General features: G+C 52.7%; 21 protein-coding genes. All 21 read left to right on the top strand.

Annotated features, from left to right (window positions below):
- The first annotated feature begins 267 nt into the window (after positions 1–267).
- The 21 genes from nifH (at position 268) to MAMMFC1_RS02150 (ending at position 22696) form a co-directional block, all read left to right on the top strand.
- A complete protein-coding gene (gene nifH, locus MAMMFC1_RS02250) occupies positions 268–1092 on the top strand; it encodes a nitrogenase iron protein (RefSeq protein ID WP_126306106.1) in 825 nt (274 codons plus the stop codon).
- 33 nt (positions 1093–1125) lie between these two features.
- The gene (locus MAMMFC1_RS02245) at positions 1126–1443 is read left to right on the top strand and encodes a P-II family nitrogen regulator (RefSeq protein WP_126306104.1); all 318 of its coding nucleotides are present in this window, start codon (positions 1126–1128) and stop codon (positions 1441–1443) included.
- 91 nt (positions 1444–1534) lie between these two features.
- Positions 1535–1906 (top strand): P-II family nitrogen regulator, encoded by a 372-nt coding sequence (locus tag MAMMFC1_RS02240; protein WP_126306102.1) that lies wholly within the window; start codon positions 1535–1537, stop codon positions 1904–1906.
- 27 nt (positions 1907–1933) lie between these two features.
- Entirely contained in the window at positions 1934–3322 is a 1389-nt protein-coding gene (gene vnfD / locus MAMMFC1_RS02235; RefSeq protein ID WP_126306100.1) for a nitrogenase vanadium-iron protein, alpha chain, read from the top strand.
- 6 nt (positions 3323–3328) lie between these two features.
- Positions 3329–3667 (top strand): V-containing nitrogenase subunit delta, encoded by a 339-nt coding sequence (vnfG, locus tag MAMMFC1_RS02230; RefSeq protein ID WP_126306098.1) that lies wholly within the window; start codon positions 3329–3331, stop codon positions 3665–3667.
- Positions 3668–3714: 47 nt separating this feature from the next.
- A complete protein-coding gene (locus MAMMFC1_RS02225) occupies positions 3715–5100 on the top strand; it encodes a nitrogenase component 1 (protein ID WP_126306096.1) in 1386 nt (461 codons plus the stop codon).
- A gap of 12 nt (positions 5101–5112) precedes the next feature.
- Positions 5113–6633 carry a nitrogenase component 1 gene (locus MAMMFC1_RS02220; RefSeq protein WP_126306094.1) on the top strand — a complete coding sequence of 507 codons (1521 nt, stop codon included), beginning with the start codon at positions 5113–5115 and terminating at the stop codon, positions 6631–6633.
- On the top strand, positions 6618–7976 hold the full coding sequence (locus MAMMFC1_RS02215) for a nitrogenase component 1 (protein ID WP_126306092.1): 1359 nt from the start codon (positions 6618–6620) through the stop codon (positions 7974–7976). Before MAMMFC1_RS02220 ends, MAMMFC1_RS02215 begins: the two co-directional genes overlap by 16 nt.
- Positions 7977–8047: 71 nt before the next feature.
- Complete coding sequence (gene nifB, locus MAMMFC1_RS02210) at positions 8048–9319, top strand: nitrogenase cofactor biosynthesis protein NifB (protein WP_126306090.1); 1272 nt, start codon at positions 8048–8050, stop codon at positions 9317–9319.
- A gap of 41 nt (positions 9320–9360) precedes the next feature.
- Complete coding sequence (locus MAMMFC1_RS02205; protein ID WP_126306088.1) at positions 9361–10431, top strand: homocitrate synthase/isopropylmalate synthase family protein; 1071 nt, start codon at positions 9361–9363, stop codon at positions 10429–10431.
- Positions 10428–11279: a beta/alpha barrel domain-containing protein gene (locus tag MAMMFC1_RS02200; RefSeq protein WP_126306087.1), complete on the top strand. Its 852-nt coding sequence runs from the start codon at positions 10428–10430 to the stop codon at positions 11277–11279. The genes MAMMFC1_RS02205 and MAMMFC1_RS02200 overlap by 4 nt, the downstream gene beginning before the upstream one ends.
- A 107-nt stretch (positions 11280–11386) precedes the next feature.
- Entirely contained in the window at positions 11387–12025 is a 639-nt protein-coding gene (locus MAMMFC1_RS02195) for a Fe-only nitrogenase accessory AnfO family protein (protein WP_126306085.1), read from the top strand.
- 127 nt (positions 12026–12152) lie between these two features.
- Positions 12153–13181 carry a FecCD family ABC transporter permease gene (locus MAMMFC1_RS02190; RefSeq protein WP_126306083.1) on the top strand — a complete coding sequence of 343 codons (1029 nt, stop codon included), beginning with the start codon at positions 12153–12155 and terminating at the stop codon, positions 13179–13181.
- A gap of 17 nt (positions 13182–13198) precedes the next feature.
- Positions 13199–13999 carry an ABC transporter ATP-binding protein gene (locus tag MAMMFC1_RS02185; protein ID WP_197723896.1) on the top strand — a complete coding sequence of 267 codons (801 nt, stop codon included), beginning with the start codon at positions 13199–13201 and terminating at the stop codon, positions 13997–13999.
- A 132-nt stretch (positions 14000–14131) separates the two neighbouring features.
- A complete protein-coding gene (locus MAMMFC1_RS02180; protein ID WP_232035776.1) occupies positions 14132–14848 on the top strand; it encodes an energy transducer TonB in 717 nt (238 codons plus the stop codon).
- Between the two features lie 36 nt (positions 14849–14884).
- Entirely contained in the window at positions 14885–15487 is a 603-nt protein-coding gene (locus MAMMFC1_RS02175) for a MotA/TolQ/ExbB proton channel family protein (protein WP_126306078.1), read from the top strand.
- A 12-nt stretch (positions 15488–15499) separates the two neighbouring features.
- Positions 15500–17713, top strand: a complete 2214-nt coding sequence (locus MAMMFC1_RS02170; RefSeq protein ID WP_126306076.1) for a TonB-dependent receptor — start codon at positions 15500–15502, stop codon at positions 17711–17713.
- Positions 17713–18768 (top strand): ABC transporter substrate-binding protein, encoded by a 1056-nt coding sequence (locus MAMMFC1_RS02165; RefSeq protein ID WP_126306074.1) that lies wholly within the window; start codon positions 17713–17715, stop codon positions 18766–18768. Before MAMMFC1_RS02170 ends, MAMMFC1_RS02165 begins: the two co-directional genes overlap by 1 nt.
- Positions 18769–18818: 50 nt before the next feature.
- Positions 18819–19229, top strand: a complete 411-nt coding sequence (locus MAMMFC1_RS02160) for an ExbD/TolR family protein (protein ID WP_158618610.1) — start codon at positions 18819–18821, stop codon at positions 19227–19229.
- Between the two features lie 45 nt (positions 19230–19274).
- Entirely contained in the window at positions 19275–20357 is a 1083-nt protein-coding gene (locus tag MAMMFC1_RS02155) for an ABC transporter substrate-binding protein (protein ID WP_158618609.1), read from the top strand.
- A 119-nt stretch (positions 20358–20476) separates the two neighbouring features.
- Positions 20477–22696 carry a TonB-dependent receptor gene (locus MAMMFC1_RS02150; RefSeq protein ID WP_158618608.1) on the top strand — a complete coding sequence of 740 codons (2220 nt, stop codon included), beginning with the start codon at positions 20477–20479 and terminating at the stop codon, positions 22694–22696.
- Positions 22697–22709 lie beyond the last annotated feature (13 nt).

The following is a 22709-nucleotide window of genomic DNA, read 5'->3' as shown; positions in this document are numbered from 1 at the left end:
ACTATATCAACTAAAGCAACGAACGATGCTGTTGCCATTACCGGTAGATTGTTTTTTAGTTTTGTTTTATTTAAATGATTGGTTGATTTGTTTAAAAATATAACAAGTTAATCAGCTGTTTTTGAGGCAAAGCCGCCTATCATCAAATGATGGGCGGCTTATTATTTTGCACGGGAGGTGACCGCAAATATCGTTGCAATCGCCACAGGCTGTTAAATATTAAATTAAGTATCTTAAATTACGTATCTTTAGGAGGTTTTGAAAGTTATGAGAAAAATTGCGTTTTATGGTAAAGGCGGCATTGGTAAATCTACTACCCAGCAGAATACGGCAACAGCTATGGCTCACTTTTATAATAAAAAGGTGTTTATTCACGGGTGCGACCCCAAAGCTGATTCCACCCGTCTGGTGCTGGGGGGAAAACCGCAGGAGACTTTAATGGACATCATGCGGGAAGAAGGCGAAGACGCTATCTCCCTTGAGAAAGTTGTGAAAACCGGGTTCGGCAAGATTCGCTGTGTGGAGTCCGGCGGGCCGGAACCGGGTGTCGGTTGCGCAGGCCGGGGCGTTATCACCGCCATCAATTTGATGGAAGTATTGGGCGCTTATACGGAGGACCTTGACTTTGTTTATTATGACGTATTAGGCGACGTTGTTTGCGGCGGCTTCGCCATGCCGATCCGGGAGGGCAAAGCCGAAGAGGTTTATATTGTTGCCTCCGGTGAAATGATGGCAATCTATGCCGCCAACAATATTGCCCGCGGCATGCTCAAATATGCCGACCAAAGCGGTGTGCGGCTGGGCGGAATTATTTGCAACAGCCGCAATGTGGATAAGGAACTGGAATTAATGCAAGAGTTTTGCGAAGCATTGGGCACGCAGATGATATATTTTGTGCCGCGCGACAACATTGTGCAGAAAGCGGAGTTCAATAAAAAATCCGTTATCGAATACGACCCGAACTGCAACCAGGCTAAGGAGTACGCAAACCTGGCCGCCAAAATTATTGATAACGACAAGCTGGTCATTCCCACGCCCTTAAGCATGGATGAACTGGAATTGATGGTTGTTAAATACGGGCTTGTGGATTAATCATAAGCATTTAGGAAAGGCGGTAGATTTACAATGAAAATGATTCGGGCAATGATTCGACCGGAAAAAGCCGATGATGTCACGGACGGTCTGGAAGAGGCGGGTTTTGGCGCTTTAACCAAAATGAATGTTGTCGGCCGGGGCAAGCAAAAAGGCATTACCTTTGGCAACTCCCATTATGATGAAATTCCCAAAGTAATGATCCTGATAGTCGTCAAAGATGACGATGTGGAAGAAGCAGTAAATGTTATTACCAAAAAAGCGTATACCGGCAATTTTGGCGACGGCAAAATATTTGTTTCAGCGGTGGAAAAAGCCGTAACCGTCAGGACCAATCTGGAGGGATTGTAAGAAGTGCTTGTAAATTTACGAGGCAAGGCCCGCCGCGAACTGCGGCTTATTAAGCGGCAGGTGAACGGATAACGGGCAGGAGGTGGAGTTAATGAAAGAAATAGTTGCGATAATCAGGTCCAACAAGGTTAATGTTACCAAGGCGGCGCTGGATAGCATCGGCTATCCGGGGATGACCGGATTCGCGGTGTTGGGCCGGGGCAAACAGCGGGGAATCGCCGGCGAGTGCGGCTTCAGCATAGCCAGCGAAGTGCTTGCCAAGGCCCAAACGGCCGGGATGAAATTTATTCCCAAGCGGTTGCTTATCGTGGTGGTAGCCGACGAAGACGTCGACCGGGTTGTCAGCGCGATTGTTAGCGTGAATCAGACCAATCAGATTGGTGACGGCCGAATTTTTGTATGCCCCGTGGAAGAGGCTGTCCGTGTGCGGACTGGAGAAACAGGCGATAAGGCCATTTTGTAGCCGGCAAAAAAATACAGGAGGTTTGACATGCCGTTAAAGTTGTTTAAATGTGATGAAACAATTCCCGAACGGGAACGCCACTGCTATATAAAAGCGCCGGGTGAAGATACGACGCATTATTTACCAATCTCTAACGTCCCGACTATTCCAGGTTCCCTGTCGGAGCGGGGCTGCAGCTATTGCGGTGCCAAGCTGGTTATAGGCGGCGTTATCAAAGACTGTATTCAAATGATTCATGGGCCGGTCGGCTGCGCCTATGATACCTGGCATACCAAACGTTATCCCAGTGATAATGACAATTTTCAATTAAAATACGTATGGTCAACCAATCTTAAGGAAAAGCACATAGTATTCGGCGGCGAAAAACAGCTCAAGCAAAGCATCATCGAAGCTTTCGCAGAAATGCCGCATATCAAAAGAATGTTTATTTATACGACTTGCGCCACCGCGCTCATCGGCGACGATCCCAAAGCCGTGGCGAAGGCGGTGGAGAAAGAATTAGGCGACGTGGACATTTTTGTGGTTGAGTGCCCGGGCTTTGCCGGCGTCAGCCAGTCCAAAGGCCATCACGTGCTCAACATCGGCTGGATCAATGAAAAAGTCGGCACGCTGGAACCGGAAATCAAAAGTCCCTACACGATAAACTTTATCGGTGATTATAACATTCAAGGCGATACGTATGTACTGGAAAAATATTTGCATAAAATGGACATTCAGGTTATCGCCCACTTCACAGGCAACGCCACTTATGACGAACTGCGGGCCATGCATAGGGCGCAGTTGAATGTGGTTAACTGTGCCCGGTCGGCCGGTTATATCGCCAATGAGTTAAAGAAGCAGTACGGTATTCCGCGGCTGGACATAGATAGCTGGGGATTCGATTATATGGCGGAAGGATTGCGCAAAATCGGCGCGTTTTTCGGGTTGGAAGACAAAGCGGAAGAAATAATAGCGGAAGAAACGGCTAAATGGAAGCCAAAGCTCGACTGGTACAAAGAGCGGCTGCGCGGCAAAAAAATGTGCATATGGACCGGCGGTCCGCGCCTGTGGCACTGGACGAAAGCGGTAGAAGACGACTTAGGCGTGCAGGTTGTGGCCATGTCTTCGAAGTTCGGTCACCAGGAAGATTTTGAAAAGGTAATAGCCCGCGGCCAAGTTGGGACCGTTTATATCGACGACGGCAACGAACTGGAATTCTTTGAAGTGATCGAAATGCTGAAACCCGATATTATATTTACCGGACCGCGCGTTGGTGATCTGGTAAAAAAATTGCACATTCCGTATATTAACGGTCATGCTTATCATAACGGCCCGTACATGGGATTTGAAGGGTTTGTGAACATGGCCCGCGATATGTACAACGCCATGAATTCTCCGTTAATGAAACTGGCGCCAATTGATATCAGGGAGGTGTGATGCGGCATGATCGACAAAATTGAAGCCCTGACCGCATATGTGCAGGAACGGTGTTTATGGCAATTTTACTCCCGCGCCTGGGACCGGGAAGAGAATATTAACGGTGTTTTAGGCACGGTGGAAGTCCTGCTGTCCGGAGAAACGCCGGTCCTTGATACGGCGCAGGAAAAATGTTTTTACGCCGATGCCAAGATTTTGGCCGCAGAATTAAAAACCAAATTTTCCTGGCTGGGAAATATGGAGAAATCAGAAATTGAACCGCTGATCGCGGGGGTCAAACAACGCATCCGGGAAATTGCCATAGAAAAATCAACCAACTGCGAGCTGCATGTTCCTAATTATTAAACTTAAGCAATCATCAGCGCGCATACAACTGCAAAAGAGGTGACAAAATGTCCTGTTCAGTTAGCAAGAAAAATCGGACCGGCATCATCAACCCCATGTACAACTGCCAGCCGTGCGGGGCGCAATATGCCGGCATCGGCGTGAAAGACTGCATACCTTTAGTACACGGCGGGCAAGGTTGCAGCATGTTTGTCCGGTTGCTGTTCGCCCAGCATTTTAAGGAAAATTTTGATATTGCTTCATCGTCGGTCCACGAGGACGCAGCCGTTTTCGGCGCGGTGAAGCGGGTTGAGGAAGCGGTTGAAACGTTGATTCAGCGTTATCCGGATTTGCGGATTATTCCGATTATAACCACTTGTTCCACCGAAACCATCGGCGATGATATTGAAGGCGTAATCCGCAAAATTAAGCGCCATTTGCAAAGCAACCATCCCGACCGCCCAATCGAACTGATCCCGGTCCATACTCCCAGCTACAACGGCAGCCATGTAACCGGCTATGACGCGGCAATTAAGGCGCTGGTGAGCAACTTGGCCAAAAAAGGCGAGCCTAACGGCAAACTTAATGTGATTACCGGCTGGGTAAATCCCGGCGATGTAACCGAAATCAAGCATATTCTCTCGGAAATAGGCGTCGAAGGCAATATATTGATTGACATTGAAGATTTTGACTCACCCACTTTGCCCGATAAAGCAGTGACAATCAGCGGCGGCACCACAATCGAAGATATCGCCGGCGCCGCCAATGCTATTGGCACCGTCGCTTTATCCCGCTATGAAGGCGGCAGTGCGGCTGCGTATTTGAAAGATAAATTCGGCGTACCGGCTATTATCGCCGACACGCCGATCGGTATAAAAAATACCGACGTATTGCTGAAAAATATCGCCCAACTGACTGGCAAGCCAATACCGGAATCCTTGGTCAAAGAACGGGGCAAGGCGATTGACGCTCTGGCTGACCTGGCGCATATGTTTTTTGCCGACAAAAAGGTGGCGATATACGGCAATCCTGATTTGGTATTCGGACTGGCCCAGTTTTGTCTGGAAGTTGAACTGCAACCGGTTTTGCTGCTGATTGGGGATGAAAACGCCGCCTATGAGCGCGACCCGCGCCTTGCCTTGTTGCGGGACGAAGTTGATTTTGACATGGAAATAGTTTTTAACGCCGATTTATGGGAACTTGAGCGGCGGCTCAGGGACAAGGAAATCGAGCTTGACTTAATCATGGGTCATTCCAAAGGACGCTATGTGGCCATTGACTATGGCATTCCCATGGTGCGGGTCGGTTTTCCGACCTTTGACCGCGCCGGTTTGTACCGCCAGCCGGTGATTGGTTATAACGGCGCCATCTGGCTGGGTGAAACCATTGCCAACACGATGTTTGCCTCAATGGAACACAAGCATGACCGGGAATGGATTTTAAATGTTTGGTAGGAAGTGAGTCAAATGGATGACAGTATTGTTTTTCACGGGCCTTTGGGAGAACTTTACAGCCAGGTGAAGGCCGGCAAGATAAAAACCGCCTTGCAAGGCAGCCACACCCGGCCCTGCAAGTTCTGGACGGCAATGAAAATATTAAGCGGGATCAAAAATGCTGTTGTCATAACTCACGGGCCAGGCGGTTGCGCTTACGGCGTCAAACAGGCCTACAAACTGACCAACTGCCGCAACAGCGGCGCGCCTTACGAGCCGGTAGTCAGCACCAATATGGATGAAACCAAAATTGTCTATGGCGGTGAAAAAGAATTGCGGAGCGCCATCCGGGAAGTGGATGGCAAATACCAGCCAGCGGTAATTTTTGTGGCCACCAGCTGCGCCGCCGGCATTATCGGCGATAATGTGGACGCCATTGTCGATAAGGCCCGCCCGGAAATTAAGGCGGAAATTATGCCCATCCACTGCGAAGGCTTTGCCGGTGAATACCGCAGCGGCTTTGACCTGGTATTCCGCCAAATCGTCAAGCTGATGGACCGGCCGACACCGGAGCGCCAGCGGCAATTGGCCCGTTCGGTCAATATCGTCGGCAGCAAACTGGGCCCGGAACGCACAGAAGTTGATACCGATGTAAAAGAGCTGGTCCGCCTGATTGAAGGAATGGGCGCGCGGATTCATAGCATTATCGCCGGCAATTGCACCCTGGAAGAAATCAAACAGGCGGCCAGTGTGGCCGTTAACTGCACTCTTTGCCTGGATATCGGCTACGCCATCGGCACGGAAATGAGGGATGCTTTCGGCACGCCTCTTAATTCCACCATTCTTCCCTATGGGATTGCCGCCACGGAAAAATGGCTGCGGGGAGCAGCCGTCCATTTGGGCATGGAGCGGGAGGCCGAACTTTTGATCCAACGGGAATATGCCGCTATCAAGGCTGAATTGGATGAAGCCAGGCGGCACCTGGAAGGTAAACGGGCAATTGTCGAAGGCCACGACGCAGTCAAAGCCTTATCCATCGCCCATATGTTGGAAAGCGACTTTAAGATGCGACCGGTTATTTTCAATTTCCACCCTTGGAGCACCGAAGCCCGCCAGACCAGCATCGACTATTTGCTGGAAACAGGACTTGACCCGGAAGTTTTAATCACTAAGGGAACGCTCAAGTTCGGCAAGTATGAATCCATGCAGCAGACTGAAAGGGAACTGCTGGAATATTTGGGGGGCGTTGATCCGGCCTCAACCGTTTATTTCGGTTCATCCCTCAGTTTTCCGCCGGTGCCCCTTGTGGATTTGAACGCCATTCTCAACCGGCCGCGGTTTGGCTATCGCGGCGCATTGAAAGTGGCAAAATGCATTAAGACTGCTCTTGATTATGCGGCGCGGCCTCGCAGTTGGCTGACCAAACAGATTGTCTTTCCCCCAAACAGCGGCGGGCTGTCTTCCGCTCAATCCCTGACCAGCAAGCTGGCCCAGAATTTACCGGACTGCACGGTTTATGCCCAGAGGAGGAAAGGCCGATGTATGATGAACTGACTTTTGAAAACTGCCAGCACAGCAAAGATCCGGTTTTGAGCTGCGCCCTCGAAGGTGTCGCCGGCATTATCGCCGGGATCCGGGATGTAAGCATGGTGATCCATTCGCCCCAAGGGTGCGCGGCTACGGTCGCCATGGCTTACGATCATCACGAAATTGATTTTACCCGCCGCAAAATCGGCTGCAGCCGCTTGTTTGAAGCGGATATCATCATGGGTGCTTCCGGCAAGCTGAAAGCCTTGATTAAAGAAGCCGATCAGTCCTTTAAAACCAAAAGCATGTTTGTCATCGGCACTTGTGCGGCGGATATAATCGGCGAGGACTTAAACGGTCTGTGCCGCAATCTGCAGCCAGAAATCAGCGCCAAACTCATACCGGTCATGGCCGGCGGCTTCAGGGGCGACAGTTACGCCGGCGCCAACCTGGGGTTGGAAGCTTTGCTGCCGTTTATCGCCGCCAATCCTTCCCGGACAGCAAACACTGTCAACATTATCGCGCCTCAAATCAATCTGAACCCGACCTGGCGGGCGGACCTGGCCTGGGTAAAGACGGTCCTGAACTGTATGGGAATAACCGTACAAACGGTTGTGGCCCATGATATTACCCTGAGTGAGCTGGAAAATGCCGGAACCGCGGCGGCCAATATCCTGTTAAGTCATGACGTCGGCCACACATTTGCCCGCAAAATCCAGGAACGCCATGGCATTCCCTTGATACTTGCCGATATGCCGCTGCCCGTTGGCTTGAAAAACACCGCCCGCTGGCTGCAGGCTCTGGGAGCATACTTTAACGCGGAAGATGCGGCTGCCGCCTTAATACGAACCGGCGAGGAACTGGTGATTGACACCCTGCGCCGCCGGGCGCTGATGATTATTCCCCGCTACCGCAATTGTAAAATTGCGGTTGTGGCGGACGCCACTATCGGCATTGGTCTTGTCAGAATGCTGTATGAAGAATTGGAGATGATCCCGGAATTGCTGTTGATTAAGTCGGACTCGCCTTACGTCCGCAAACTGTTGGGGCAGGAATTAAACGCATTGGGCATCCGCCCCAAAGTAGTGTTTGGGGCGGACGGTTACCAGATTAAGCAAGCGCTGGCCACGGTTGAAGTTGACGCAGTGCTGGGATCGGCCTGGGAAAAGTATGTGGCGGAGGAACTGGGCATTAGGACGGCGTTTGATGTGCTGGCGCCGGCCAATACCGACATTTATCTTGACCGAGCGTATTTTGGCTATGAAGGAATGCTTAACCTGCTGGAAAGGGTTGGCAACTGCTGGGAGGCGGCGTTTCGTTCCAAAACCATCAACTGGGCGCAATATGAGCGGGCGTTTAATCAGCAGTAACGTAACGGATAAAATGCTCCAAAGTGCAAAAACGCTAGCTTGTAATTATTTATGGGAAGGAGGGTCTGTCGATGCCGTTGAAAACGCCCGAAGAAGTGGCGGCAGCCACTGCCAAACATCCCTGTTACTCCTGCGACGCCCAGCATAAATTTGCCAGAATGCATATTCCGGTTGCGCCGGAGTGCAATATCAGCTGCAATTATTGCAACCGTAGATTTGACTGCGTTAACGAAAGCAGGCCGGGAGTTACCAGTGAAATTTTGACGCCGGCGCAGGCTTGCGACAAATTTTTGCGGGTAAAAAGCAAATTGCCGAACTTAAGCGTCGTGGGCATCGCCGGGCCGGGGGACGCGCTGGCTAACTGGGAGCAAACGCGGGAAAGCGTCGAACTTATTAAACGGCGCTCGCCGGAAATACTATTTTGCTTGTCCACCAACGGCCTGATGCTGCCGCAGTACGCGCCGGAAATTGTTGCCTTGGGGCTCAACCACGTCACCGTTACCGTCAATTGCCTAAACCCGTCCATCGGTGCGTCCATCTACCGCCATGTCTGGTATCAGGGCCGTCATTATATACGGGAACAGGCGGCTGAAATATTAATCCATAATCAAATGGCCGGCATTGAATATTTGGCCGGCCGGGGAGTGCTGGTAAAAGTCAATATTGTAATGATCAATGGCATAAACAACAATCATATTGTGGAAGTTGTGAAAAAAGTCAAGCAGTTGGGAGCGGTGATGACTAACATTATGCCCTTAATCCCGGCGCCGGGCAGCGTGTTTGAAAATTTACCCCAGACCAGCATGAAAGATTTAACTATCCTGCGCGATATTTGCCAGGAGGACATAGCCCAAATGCGGCACTGCCGGCAGTGCCGGGCCGATGCAGTCGGATTGCTTGGCAATGACCAGGCCCACAACTTTCGCGCCGGCGGCGAACAAGCCGCGCCGGACGCCGCCCATTCCGCTAAAGTCTACCGAATTGCTGTTACCTCAAAGTATCGTAAACTGGTGGATTTACATTACGGTCATGCCGAGGAATTCCATATTTATGAAAGCGACGGCATTAACAATTTACTTTTGGAAACGCGTAAAACAGTGAAATATTGCCAAGCAAGCGACGACAACGAAGTTGCGTGCGAAAGCCAAAACAAAACGGTGCAGGCTATTGCTGACTGTGACGCCGTACTCACCATGCGGATTGGCTACGATGCCCAAAAACATCTTGCCCGAAACGGGATCAAAGTTGTCGAAGCATGCGGCAGCGTAGAGGAAGGTCTGCAACAAGCCTGCCGGTATTTGGATTTGCACCAGGCCGGCCCCAAAGACGCCGCGGCGGTATGAACGCCGTGCCCAGCCGGATATCGACGCCATGAGAAATCGTGATGAAAGAGGTGAAAACAGTGGATCCTAAAGTTGTGATGGCTGACCAGACTTTGGGCTACATCTTAGCCCGCCGGAAAATGAACCCGGCTGAGCTTCGCTGCATTAAGCAAGAAATAACGGACATGGCGCCGGTCATATTTGATATAACTTTGGATTCGTTGAACGACAAGCCGGCTGCTTTGTTTCACCGGCTGGAAGACATGCGTCCGGCTGTTTCGCCTGAGGAAGATCAAGTTGAGAAAGCGCACCGCTCAGGCTTCACCCTGCTGCAACTAAAGGGCGCCGACGCCGCTACGGGTATTTCCCCGGCAATAACCGCCGCCTTGGCAGCGGCCAGGTCTTTTGGCCTGCGGACCTCCCTCGCGGTTGATCCGTTTCTGGCAGAGGCAGTGGACGGTTTGGCCGCTTTACGCGCTGCTGCGGAAAAATATGGGATTTACAGCGTCATAGTGACTGATCCCTTTGCCCGGATGGCGCCGCTGGCCTTAAATAACGCCATTGTCCGTCTCAAAGCGGAACTGCCTTGTTTGCTGGAGTTTCACGGCAATAATGCCAACGGCCTGGCAACGGGAAACGCTCTCAGCGCCCTCAGCGGCGGCTGCTGTTGCGTGTCGGCGGCCATTGGCGGGGTGGGCGGCTATCCCCCGTTTGAAGAAATAATCATGGGCATGAAGCATTTGCTGGGCCTGACGGTGGATGTGCCGCAGGGCATTGCCAACCGTTGCCAACGGGTTATGGATTTGACCGGTCACAGTATTGAGGTGACAAAACCGGTAATCGGCTCGCAAATTTTTGCCCACGAATCCGGTATTCATGTCGACGGCGTCACCAAAAACAGCCGGCTTTATGAGCCGTTTTCCCCGGAAATGGTGGGCTTGTCCCGCAATATTGTCATTGGGCGGCATTCGGGCCTTGCCTCGATCCGCTATAAACTAAACCAGTTGAATATTTCCCTTCGACCGGAGGACGCCAGACACGTTCTGACTAAAGTCCAGAAACTGTCGGTTAAGCAAAAAGCACCTGTTTCCGATGCTCAATTTCGGCTGTTGGTGCAGGAGGCAGCGCTATGAACGTCGGTATCGTCGATACTACCTTGCGGGACGGCGAACAGGCCGCCGGACTGGTATTTTTGCCTGAGGAAAAAATTGACATTGCCAAAGCTCTCAACGCGGCGGGAGTTTTTGCCATTGAAGCGGGGATTCCCGCCAATGGCCCGGAAGAGCGGGAAGCGCTGACCGCGATAAACCAATTGGGATTAAACAGCCAGGTAATTGGCTGGTGCCGGGCGGTCAAAGACGATATTTTAGCCGCGGTCCAATGCGGCTGCCGTTTCATCCATATTTCGGCGCCGGTGTCGGATTTGCACATTAACTGTAAGCTGCGCAAATCACGTGCTTGGGTGTTGCAAAAGATCGGTGAGTCGGTGCGGTACGCCCGCAGTTTCGGCTGCCGGGTTCTGGTGGGCGCGGAAGACGCTTCCCGCGCCGATTGTGAGTTTTTTTTGCGGTTCGCGGCTACGGCTGCCCAAGCAGGTGCGGAGCGCATTCGTTACGCCGACACAGTTGGCCTGATGGAACCTTTGGGGACTTATGCCAAAATGCGCCGTTTGGTTGAACATTGTCCGCTGCCGCTGGAAATTCACCTGCACAATGACTTTGGCCTGGCGCTGGCTAACAGTCTTGCGGCTGTCCAAGCCGGAACGCCGTTCGTCAGCGTGACTGTCAACGGTATCGGCGAGCGGGCCGGCAACGTATCTTTGCAGCATGCCGTCCATACCTTTTCCACGTTTGCCGATTGCGCTACCGGCATTGAGCCGGAAAAACTGCCGACTTTGGCCGAATTAGTGTCAGCGGCATGCATGCATGGCCGGCCGGCCCCGGTTTCGCCACCGGCTGACTGCAGCCAATTTGCCCGTTAGTTTGTCCGGTGCATTCCGGCCGCTGACAATTGCCTGCGGCCGGGGCAGGGAATACCTCACGGCTTCGCTAGCGCTGTAAGTATTATGCTTAACAAAGGAGGCTTGCGATGAATAAAGAAATTGCCGTAATGGTCGGGTCAGACAATAATACCTGTTCAATCTTCGAGTTTGGGCAGATTGTTGTATTTGGCCGTCAGCATGGCACCTGGAGGATTAACCGCAAAATGCCTTGCTGCTTGGGCGATGGTTCAAACATGGCGGAAACTCGCCGGCGAATAGCCCAAATTGCCGGTTTTCTCGGCGAGTGTTCGGTATTTGTCGGATTGTCCGTTAGCGGTATCCCCTATTTTGAATTGGAAAAAATCAATTGCTTGATTTGGGAAATACCTGGGAAGCCGGAAGAATTCCTTGACGAATTATGGCATGAGGTGCTCTTGGAACGAAGCGACCGCGTACGACGCTCCCTGGCGCCAATTTTTTCCCTGCCTGAGCCCAAAGGCGACGGCCGTTACAGCCTGACGCTCAGTCCGGCGGAAGCAGCCAATGCGGTGTCCATGCAGCGCGTATTGGATACGGTTTTGCGCAAACGAAATTTTCGCGTATTGGAAATTTCCTGCCAAGAGCAGCCGGTATGGCTGGACAACGTATTGCAGGACAACGGCGACTTGCTGGTGGATTTAGCTAATTTGCCCAACCAGCGGATTCATATTATTAACCAAGGTTACACGCTTAACAGAACACGTTAGTTGGCGGACAAATTTATTGCCTGCTTACAGTTGCGCCGGCTATTAGTGAGGCAAAGAAGCCTGTCTATTCGATGAATGGAGAGGCTTTTTGTTGTTATTGAAGACGGTATGAATAGGAGCTGCTGATATGCCTGTAGACGATAAGAAAGCTGCGAATAAAAAAATTTTGCTGCTGCTGGCTGCCTTACTAATCATGTTCTTTTTGTCTTTTGCCTTAGGCCGGCACCCTCTTGCGCCTGATGTAATATTTACCGTATTAATTTCCAAAATAATTCCGATTAAGCAATCTTGGTCACCGGAAATAGAGGTTATTTTGACTCAAATCCGTCTTCCCAGGATTATGGCCGCTATGCTTGTCGGCGCTGCTCTGGCGACAGCCGGCGCTTCCTATCAGGGGATGTTCAAAAATCCCATGGTTTCACCCGGGATTTTAGGAGTCACGGCCGGCGCCAGCTTTGGCGCTGCGTTGGGCATACTTCTTTCTTTTAACCCTGTTGCCATTCAGCTTACGGCGTTTGCCTTCGGTTTACTGGCGGTTCTGGTCACGTATATAGTCGCTATATGGTTTAGCCGCCGGGGGGAAAGCATATTGGTGATGATTTTAACGGGCGTGATTGTTGGAACTTTGTTTACCTCATTTGTTTCCCTGGTCAAATATGTCGCCGATCCCAATAACACCTTGCCGGCCATTACGTATTGGCTGATGGGCAGCTTGGCTGCGGTTACGCTGGAGGATGTGAGAATGGCCGCTTTTCCGATCCTGTCCGGATTAGCCGTGCTTTATCTGCTGCGCTGGAACCTGAACATAATGGCCTTTGGTGAAGAGGAAGCCAAGGCGTTAGGGGTCAATACCGGCCGGCTGCGGCTTATTGTCATTGCCTGTGCAACGCTGATTACGGCGGCCGCCGTTTCCATCAGCGGCGTCATTAGTCTGGTCGGACTGATTGTACCCCATTTATCCAGGCTGCTGATGGGTCCCAACTATAAATTCCTGATCCCGGCAACGATTATGATGGGCAGCATTTTTCTGCTGGCGGTCGACAATCTGGCGCGCACGCTGTTTCCGGTGGAGGTGCCTTTGGGAATATTGACTTCTATTATTGGCGCTCCTTTTTTTCTGTATTTGTTGATAAATACGCGGAAAGGCTGGGCATAAACTGCACTGTAAAGGGGATGGGAACCTTGATACTGGAAATCGATGACATTACCTGCGGCTACGGGTCAAAGCCGGTAATCAGCGGCGTTTCCTTCGAGATTAAGTCCGGCGAATTTCTTTGTTTGCTTGGCCCGAACGGCGCGGGAAAAACGACATTGTTCAAGACTATTTTGCGGCTTTTAAAGCTGCAGTCAGGCAGAATCAGCCTGGACGGCGAGAATATTGAAAATTGGTCGCGCCGGCGCTTCGCCGCCAGGGTTGGCTATGTTCCCCAGGCGCATACGCCGCCCTTTCCTTTCAAAGTAGTGGATGTAGTGGCTATGGGAAGAGCGGCGCATCTTAGTATGTTTGGCTCGCCCACTTGCATTGATTTGGAAATAGCTGAACAGGCCTTGGACACATTGGCAATTTCCTATTTAAGAAACAGCATATATACCGAGATCAGCGGCGGGGAGCGCCAACTGGTGCTGATTGCCAGAGCTCTTGCCCAACAGCCGGAGATTTTGATCATGGATGAACCGACTTCTAACCTGGACTTCGGCAATCAAATCCGGGTTTTGGAATATATAAAGAAACTTGTCAACGAATCAGGCATCGGCGTCATAATGACAACCCATTATCCCAATCATGCGCTGTTTTATGCCTCGAAAGTCATGGCCCTTGGCAGAGACGGAATTTTCAGCATCGGCTTACCCGGACAGGTAATTACCGAGGATTATTTACGGCAAACCTATGGCGTAAGTGTGCAGATTATCGAGTCGGAACTGAAAAACGGCAGCGAGGTGCAGGTATGCATTCCATTTGCTGCAAACATATAATTACGCAGCAAATTAACATAAAATCCCAATGCAATGAAGTATTAACTGCGGAAATCCTGCCTGTAGTTACTTAGCATTCCAGGTTAATTAGGTTAAGAAATTCATTGTAAAGGAGGTGGGCTGGTGGTCAATATGATCGACGGTTCGTATTGCAAGAGTGCAGGAATATCACTGGCGGTTCATGGCGTCTTATTGATATATATCTTGTGTATTGGACAAACGACGCCGGCTGTGGTGCAGCCCCCCCGAGCGGCAATAGAAATAGTGCCGGCCAGTGTGCTGGAAACAGGCGCATTGACGGCTGCACCGGCCGCGGGGGCTGATGAGCCTGCGCCGGAAGCAGCGCCTGACGAGTCTGAGCCGGCGGCGGCGCCGGTGGAACAGCGCCGGCCAGCGCGGCAGGTGCAGGCGGACCGTACTGTGCCGCCGGTCCTTAAGTCGCCGGCAGGGGAAGCATTTTTGCCGCCATTGCCGCATACAAGCGGGAATGAGGCGGCAGAGCCGGCAGCCAGCCCTGGGGCTGAGGCGGCAGATCAAAATAGCAAGAGTCAGGGAGCCGGCGCGGTTCAGTCTGGCTCAGCCAGTGTCCTGCATAAAGTTTCGCCGGGTTATCCCAGCGCCGCCAGGAAGGAGGGATGGGAAGGGGCGGTAATAGTACGTGTGCTGATTGATGTTGATGGTTCGGCCAAAACAGTGACCGTCCGTCAGAGCAGCGGTTATGACATATTTGACGACACTGCCGTCAGAGCAGTGGCAAAGTGGCGTTTTTCGCCGGCAACTCAAGGCGGGAATCCCGTTGCCAGCTTCTATGACGTAAAAGTTACATTCCGCCTTACGGATCCGGAATGATTCCATGTTCACGTTAAGGAAAGGGGAAATGAATCTATGGTGCAGACGCTCGCAAGCGGCGGCTGGATTATGTTACCACTGGCATTATGCTCAATTATTTCCATTACCATTATTGTGGAACGCTGGCTGTTTTTCCGGCGGATCGGCAGGGTGCACCACGCCGACGACCTGCTGGCGCTGGTCCGGCAGGGCCATATGGAGCAAGCGCAGCAGAAAATTGGCGATGCCGATCTGCCGATCATCCGGGTATTGCACAAGGGACTTGACTGCCGGTTTTGTCCGGGCAAAGCCATGGAGACGGCGGGTATCGCCGAAGTAGCCGGCATGCGGCGGGGACTGGCGGCTTTAGATACCATTATAACCTTGTCGCCATTGCTGGGGCTGTTAGGAACGATTATCGGCATGATTGGCTCTTTTCAGATTATGGCTGCATCCGGTATAGGCCAGCCCCACGCCGTGACCGGCGGGGTGGGCGAGGCGCTGATTGCCACCGCCGCCGGCATAACGGTAGCAGTGATAACCCTGATACCCTATAACTACTTTCTGACCCGCGTGGAGCGGGAAACAGAAACCATTGAACAATATGCGACCCGGCTGGAACTGGCACTGCAGGAACAGGCCGCCGGCACTGCTTCATAGGGAGAGGATATTATGAAACGGCAAAAGCGCAATTTGAAACCGGTGGTCTGGGGCGCGGCGCTGGCAATTACTCTGACGCTGGGAATGCCTGGTTTGACCGGGGCGGAAGAGACGGCGGCCCCGCAGCCGGAGGAGGCTGTCAGCCAGCCGGCGGCAACCGGCGTCTTGCCGGCAGATGACGTTCCGTTGCTGGATGTGGAAGTAAAAGACACCAAGGCGCGTCCGGCTCCCGACGGCAGTGCGGCCAACGGCTACCGCGCCACTGACGTGAATATCGGCCCCCTGGGAAAACGGACGCTGCTGGACACGCCCTATACTATCAGTGTGATCCCTGGTGAACTCATGAAAAATATGCTGGCGGAATCGGCAGCCGATGCCCTGAAATATAGTCCTGCCGTGCAGAGTGGGACCGGCGGCAGCCGCGTAACTGATTATTATGTTATCCGGGGCATTACCAGTTCCATCTGGACCAGCAATGTTGCTGTTGACGGCTTGCGGGGCACGGCCGTTGTCGAGCCGATTGAGGACAAAGACCGCATCGAAGTCATGAGCGGCACCAGCAGTTTCCTTTATGGGGTGACTTCACCCGGCGGCATGATCAATTATGTGCTGAAACGCCCAACAAACACTCCGCTGGAAGCGGTGACCCTGGGAAACTACGGCGGCTCCCAGGGCTATATCCGGGGTGATTTCGGCGGCCCTGCCGGGAAAGACGGCAAATTCGCCTACCGGCTGAATGTGCTTGGCGTAACCGGCGGCGACACGGGCATTGATAAACAGAAAAACAAACGTTCTTTAGTGAGCGGCGCGTTTGACTGGCATCCGAATCCCAATACCGTATGGTCGTTTGATGTTTCTCACTTTGAACGGGACCTGGAATACGCGCAGGCATTTTATATGCGCAATGGCGCAACCAGTATACCAAGTGCTCCCGACGCTTCCATTAACTGGGGTTCCCCTTATTCCTTCGCCCGCGACAGAACTGACAGAATCGGCACTTCTTTTACGGCCAAGCTGGATGATACCCTAACATTGCGGGCGGCATACCGTTACAGCGATGTGGAGAGAGAGTACAGCACCTACCGGCGGCGGCTGGTAAACGGCAGTCCGCTGGTTTATACGCCCAGGGTGGATTATCAGGGCGCCTACCATACGATAGCCAATCAGGGCAGTATTTTTCTTGATAAAGAGTTTAAAACCGGTAAATGGAGCCACAAGCTGACATTGGGCTGGATGCAGGATTTAATTGAAACCCAATATCCGGCTGGCAGCGCCGGCAGTTATACCAGCAGCACGCAGTATCTGCTGGCCGACTCGGGTTATCCGCCCAATCCGGTTTTTACTTACAGCACTACTCCCTCGCAAAAGGTCAAGTATCAGTCGCTATTGCTGGCTGACCAGCTTACTTTCAGCAAAACCTGGTCAATGATCGTGGGCGGCAATTATGCTTCTATCGATGACCGGAGCTGGAATTCAGCCACAGGCGTAAGCAGCGGAACGCCTTACAATGAATCCAAGTTTACGCCCAGTGTATCCGTCCTATATAAACCGAAAGCCAATGTGACTGTCTATGCCTCTTACCTGGAAGCGCTGCAAAAAGGGCTGGTTTCCACAACGGCAGGCAATCTGGGCGAGGTTTTTGCCCCGTATGTGAGCAAACAGTTGGAACTGGGCGCCAAAGCCAAGCTGGGCGGAGTGGATGTCAGTGCCGCACTGTTCCGCATTAACCAAGCCGGTCAGTATACCGACTCGGCTACGCAAATTTCCACTCAGGACGGACGTAATTTATATAACGGCGGTGAAGTTATCATCAGCGGCAAGGTTAACAAGAACCTGACCCTCGTCGGCGGTTTCACCCAGCTTAACGCCAAAGTGGACAAAACAAGCACAGCCGATTTATTGAACAAAACCCCGCAGGGAGTCGCTAAATCCATGGCGCGTTTGTTTGCCGAGTACGATTTACCTTCAGTTCCAGGATTAACACTGATCGGCGGTATTTCCTACACCGGCAAACAGTGGGTCGACGCGGCCAATACCGTTTCCATTCCCGCGGTAGTTGTGGGCGATGTCGGTGTCCGTTATAATACCAAAATTAACGGCCAGGATATTACTTTCCGGTTAATGGTTGACAATATTACCGATAAAAATTACTGGACTACCCGCAGCGATCTTCTCTATCTGGGCAACCCGCGCACCGTAGCTTTTTCGGCTGAACTCCAATTGTAATGGCTAACCGAAAGCTGATCTGGCTGTTGATTGCTGCGCTGGCGGTCCTGGGTTTTCTCCGGCTTCTTTATCAACCGGCAGCGGAGCGCGCCGGGCCGGCGGCATCCGGCACCCGGGTCGTTGCGGACATGGCCGGCAACCGGGTGGTTTTGCCGGCCGAGGTTACCCGCATAACCACCAATGGCGTATCCTTGTCCTCGCTGCTGCTGCTGCTGGGGGCTGCGCCCAAATTGGTGGCAACTTCACCGGTTGTACAGGATAATCCCTGGTTTGCCAAAGTTTTTCCCGGCATCCGCAATATACCCGCTGTCTTTGCCGGCACTTTGCACCTGGAGGAACTGCTTAAAGTTAAGCCGGAAGTAGTTATCTTATGGTCCAATAATGATTTGCTGAAAAAACAGCTTGAGTCGGTGAGGATACCGGTATTTATCGTGTACTTCAGCACCCCGGCCGAATTTAAACAGGCAGTGACCCTTCTGGGGCAAGTACTGGGGCCCAGGGAGGCGGATAAGGCCGCACGTTTTTGCCGTTATTTCGACGGCATTGTCGGGCAGCTGACAGCCAGACAAGCGGCGGCTGACCCGAACCGCAAGCCGGGAGTCTACTATATTGCCGATCACCTGCTGAATACCGAGGGAAAAAATTCAGTTGTAACTTCCTGGATTGCTATGGCCGGAGGCGTAAATGTAGCGGCGGCCGGCGGCGTGGAAAGCGTCAGGGCGGACATCTCCATGGAAAGCCTGGTTAACTGGCAGCCGGATGTTATTATTACGCGGGACGCGGACCAGCGGGCGCTGGTTTTCCAGGATAGCCGGTGCCAACAATTGCCGGCGGTGCTCAACGGCGAGGTATATGTCAGTCCCAAGGGCGTAAATGCCTGGTGTACCAGGAGCGGCGAAAGCGCTCTCCAGCTTTTGTGGGCGGCAAAAATACTGCAGCCCGACCGGTTCCGGGATATCGATATGAATCAGGCAGTGCGGGAGTTTTATAAGATCTTCTATGATTATGAACTTAACGAAACCGAAGTGCAGGCCATATTGCATCCCCCAACTTAGTGACTTGCTGAAAAAGAAGCCGGGAAAAGAGACCGAGGAGGATGACAGTAATGCGAATACCGCGCAATCCGGCTAAAAAAGCCAGAATTGAAATTATTCCCATGATCGATACCATGTTCTTTTTGCTTGTGTTTTTTATGATGGCCACCTTGTCGATGACCAGCCAGTACAGTATGCCGGTCAACCTGCCCCAGGCCGCGGGCATGCCTGATCAGACGCGGCAGGTGGTAACGCTGACCGTAACCAAGGACGGCAAGCTGTTTTGGGATAAGGAGGCCATGCCTTCAACGGCCGCGGTGGCGGCTCGCCTGGCGCAGCAAAGCAAAGCCGGGGCGCAGTTGGCGGTCATCATTAATGCCGACCGCAGCGTGGAACACGGGCGGGTGGTCGAACTAATGGACGCCATCCAGCAAAGCGGCCTGGCGAAAATCGCCATAGCCGTGAATCATGCCGGCAGCTGAGGCGGACAGCAAATAAGGAGGCCGATCACAATCAGAAAAACAGCTGTGTTCTTTCTTCTCCTGGCAGCGGCAGCCTTGGTCACCTATGCAAGCGGCTGCGCCCGGCAGCAGACAGAAGCAACCGCCGGCAATGGGCCCCGGCGGATTGTGACCGATCTGGCGGGCCGGCAGGTGGCAATACCGGCCAGGATAAACCGGGTAGCCGCCCTGGAAGTGCTGGGTTATGAAAAACTTTTTTTGCTGGGGGAAAGCGATAAACTTGCGGCCATGGTATTAACCAACGCCCCGTGGATGCTTAAGACCAATCCCGCTGTGCAAAACATAGCTAAAATAAGCGGCATCGTAAACAAGGAAGAGCTTTTGCAGAAACAAGTGGATATCGTGTTTGCCCGTTTTGACAAAAAGCAGCTTGAGGACCTGACGGCTTTGGGTATACCGGTGCTGGTGTCCCAGCCGGTATCCGTAAGGCTGACCGGCAGTCGGGACTACGCCGAAGCCATGAAGCAGGCCGTACAGCTGTTCGGGCAGGTTATGGGCGAAGCAGCCGCCCAAAAAGCGGAACAATGGTGCGCCTATTTTGACGAGAAAGTAAAGTATGTAACAGCGCGGACGGAGAAAATACCCGCAAACCGGCGGTTAAAGGCTTACTACCTGCGGGGGCCCGGCGCGTTAAGCACCCAGGGGAAAAATACCAATACCTTTTGCTTTGGCGAGCTGGCCGGCGCCGATATGTTTGTCAGACATACCGGCCTTGACGGCAAAGGCGCCGTAGCCATGGAAGAAATCATTCAATGGGACCCGGATGTCATTTTTGTGGGCCGGCAATATTCTGTCGATTTAGTGCTTAAAGACGCCAGATGGCAGAATATCAAGGCGGTCAGAACCGGGAAAGTATATGCGGTGCCGGAAGGCGTCTTCTTTTGGGACGGCAGTACGGAAGGAGTACTGCTAATGGAATTTATGGCCCAGAAACTTTATCCGGAACTGTTTCCCGAGCTCAACCTGACGGCTGATCTTAAAGATTACTATGCCAGGTTTTACCACTATCCGCTCACCGACGACGAAGCCGCCAAAATACTGAGCGGCCTGTCGCCGGACGGCAGCCGGCTTAATTCCCTGAACAACTAACGACCGCTGCGGGGCAATTACATACGTGTAATACAATGAGGTATTAGCTACAGGATAACTGTATTCCTGGCAGCTAATTTTTTTTACTGTCGCAAACACCGATGAATGGGGGAATAAAGATGCACACCAACCCGAAAAGTATGAAACCGGTTATCTATTCGACCGCATTGGCGCTATTGGTGGCCTGGGGCATTGCCGCTCCAGCCGCGGCGGCGGAAACACAACCGGCGGTGCAGGACAGCCAGGCTGAAGTTCGCACCCCGCCGGACGGCGATGTTCCGCTGACCGAAGTGGAGGTTCAGGACGAGAAGGAACAAAACCCGCCCCAGGAGGGCAGCGCCGCCAGCGGTTACCGGTATCGGACCGGGCAGGCCGGTCCGTTGGGGAAGATGGTGCTCAAGGATACCCCCTTTTCTCTGCATGTCACTTCCGGGGAATTGATTGAAAATCGCGGCGCCCACACCGAATCCGAGGCGCTAAAGACCAATCCCACGGTAGCGACGCTGATGGAGTCCAATACGTATAGTTCCCTGTCACGGGTCATGGTCCGCGGGTTTACGGCCGCTGATCAAAGCGATTTGCGCGACGGTCTGGTCGACCGTAGTTTTACCTATGTGCCGCTGGAAAATGTGGAAAGAATTGAAGTGCTTAACGGCCTTTCGGGATTCTTGTATGGATTTTCGGCTGTGGGCGGTTCGGTCAATTATATAAGCAAGCAACCGGTTTCGCAGCCGTTAACCAGCCTGGCCACCGGTTTGTACGGAGGCGGGATTCAGTATATTCATGCCGATCTCGGCGGATCGGTGGCTGGTAACAGCCGTATTACCTACCGGCTTAATGCTTACCGGGAAAATGGCGGCACTTATATTGAGAATAGCTCCCAGGACCGCAGCCTGATTGCCGTAGCGGTTAATTATCAGCTTTCGCCGGCTACCTTGCTTAAAGCCGACTATTTTCACCAGGATGTAACCATGCGGGGGCTTGCAGCCTACATTCCGCTGGTCAACGGCCAGGTTCCCTCGGCCGACAGCTTTGATGCCGCCAGGCAATACGGGCAATCCTGGACGCACAATGATTCCGAAAAGACGTTAATGGGAATCGGGCTGGAATCTAAGCTGAACGACAACTTCAAATTGCGGGCCGCCTACCGGTACGGCGATATGTGGCGGCGCTACGACTACATTCAGCCTTCGGGCCTTACCGCTGCCGGCAGCTACCAGGAAAGATACGTCTATACTCCCACCCAGTACGAAGACACGCATTCGGCGTATCTGCTGTTTGATACCGCCTTTACTACGGCGAAGATCCGCCATGACATTACCTTTGGCTACTGGGGGACCAGCTTTCGCTATAAGCGGGGCGCGGATCAGTTCTATACATTAGGGCCTTCCAATATTTACGGTCCCTCAGCCTATTCGCGGCCGGCGGCTGGCGCCGATGTGTTTCAAAATCCGTCGGCCACCGAGTATGAAAGCTTTATGGTGGGCGACCGCATTACCATCAATCCCGCCTGGTCGGCGCTGCTGGGAGTCAACCGGGCCCGGCTGACCTACAAGACCTGGGACATTAATACCGGCAACCCGGTGAGCGGCGCCGGCTACACCAATTATAAAACCACCCCCAGCGTAGCTCTTGTTTATAAGCCCCATCCCAATGTCGCCACCTATGTTTCCTATATGCAGGGGCTGGAGAGCGGCGGTTACGTAAATAACGCCGGCGCCGTCAACAATGGGGCACTGCTGCCGCCGTATGTCAGTGATCAATGGGAGGCCGGCGTCAAGGCCACCATGGGCAATATGGATGTGACTGCGGCCCTGTTTAGAATGAATAAGGCCAACGGGTATCTGGACCCGGCGGACAGCATCTATAAACAGGAAGGCAAGGAGATCCATCAGGGGCTGGAAGTTACCGCCACCGGCAAAGTGAACGAACGGCTGACGCTGATTGGCGGCTTCACGCTGATGAAGGCTAAAATTATCGAAAACAAAAGCAATCCTGTCCAGAACGGCAAGGTTCCCGTCAATGTGCCGGAGCAGATGGCCAAAGCCTACCTGGAATATAAAATGCCCAAGGTAAGCGGAGTGACGGTTTCCGCCGGCGTGAACTACTTTGGCCGGCGGCCGGTGGACACCAATGCGACCCAGGCCTACATGCCGGGGGCAACCACCTTTGACGCCGGCATCCGGTATGTGACCGCAGGCAAGGGCCATAAGACCACGTACAATCTGTATGTCTCCAATATATTTAATAAATCGTACTGGTCCTATTACCGCAGCGGTGACGGCCTGCTGCTGGGCGCGCCGCGGATGGTGTCACTGTCAGCCAAAGTCGAGTTTTAACACTCGCGGGCAG

This window comes from Methylomusa anaerophila, from assembly GCF_003966895.1.
Classification (GTDB): domain Bacteria; phylum Bacillota; class Negativicutes; order Sporomusales; family Sporomusaceae; genus Methylomusa; species Methylomusa anaerophila.
The sequence above is the reverse complement of the archived record's forward strand: the minus strand, read 5'-3'. Positions and strand labels throughout refer to the sequence as shown.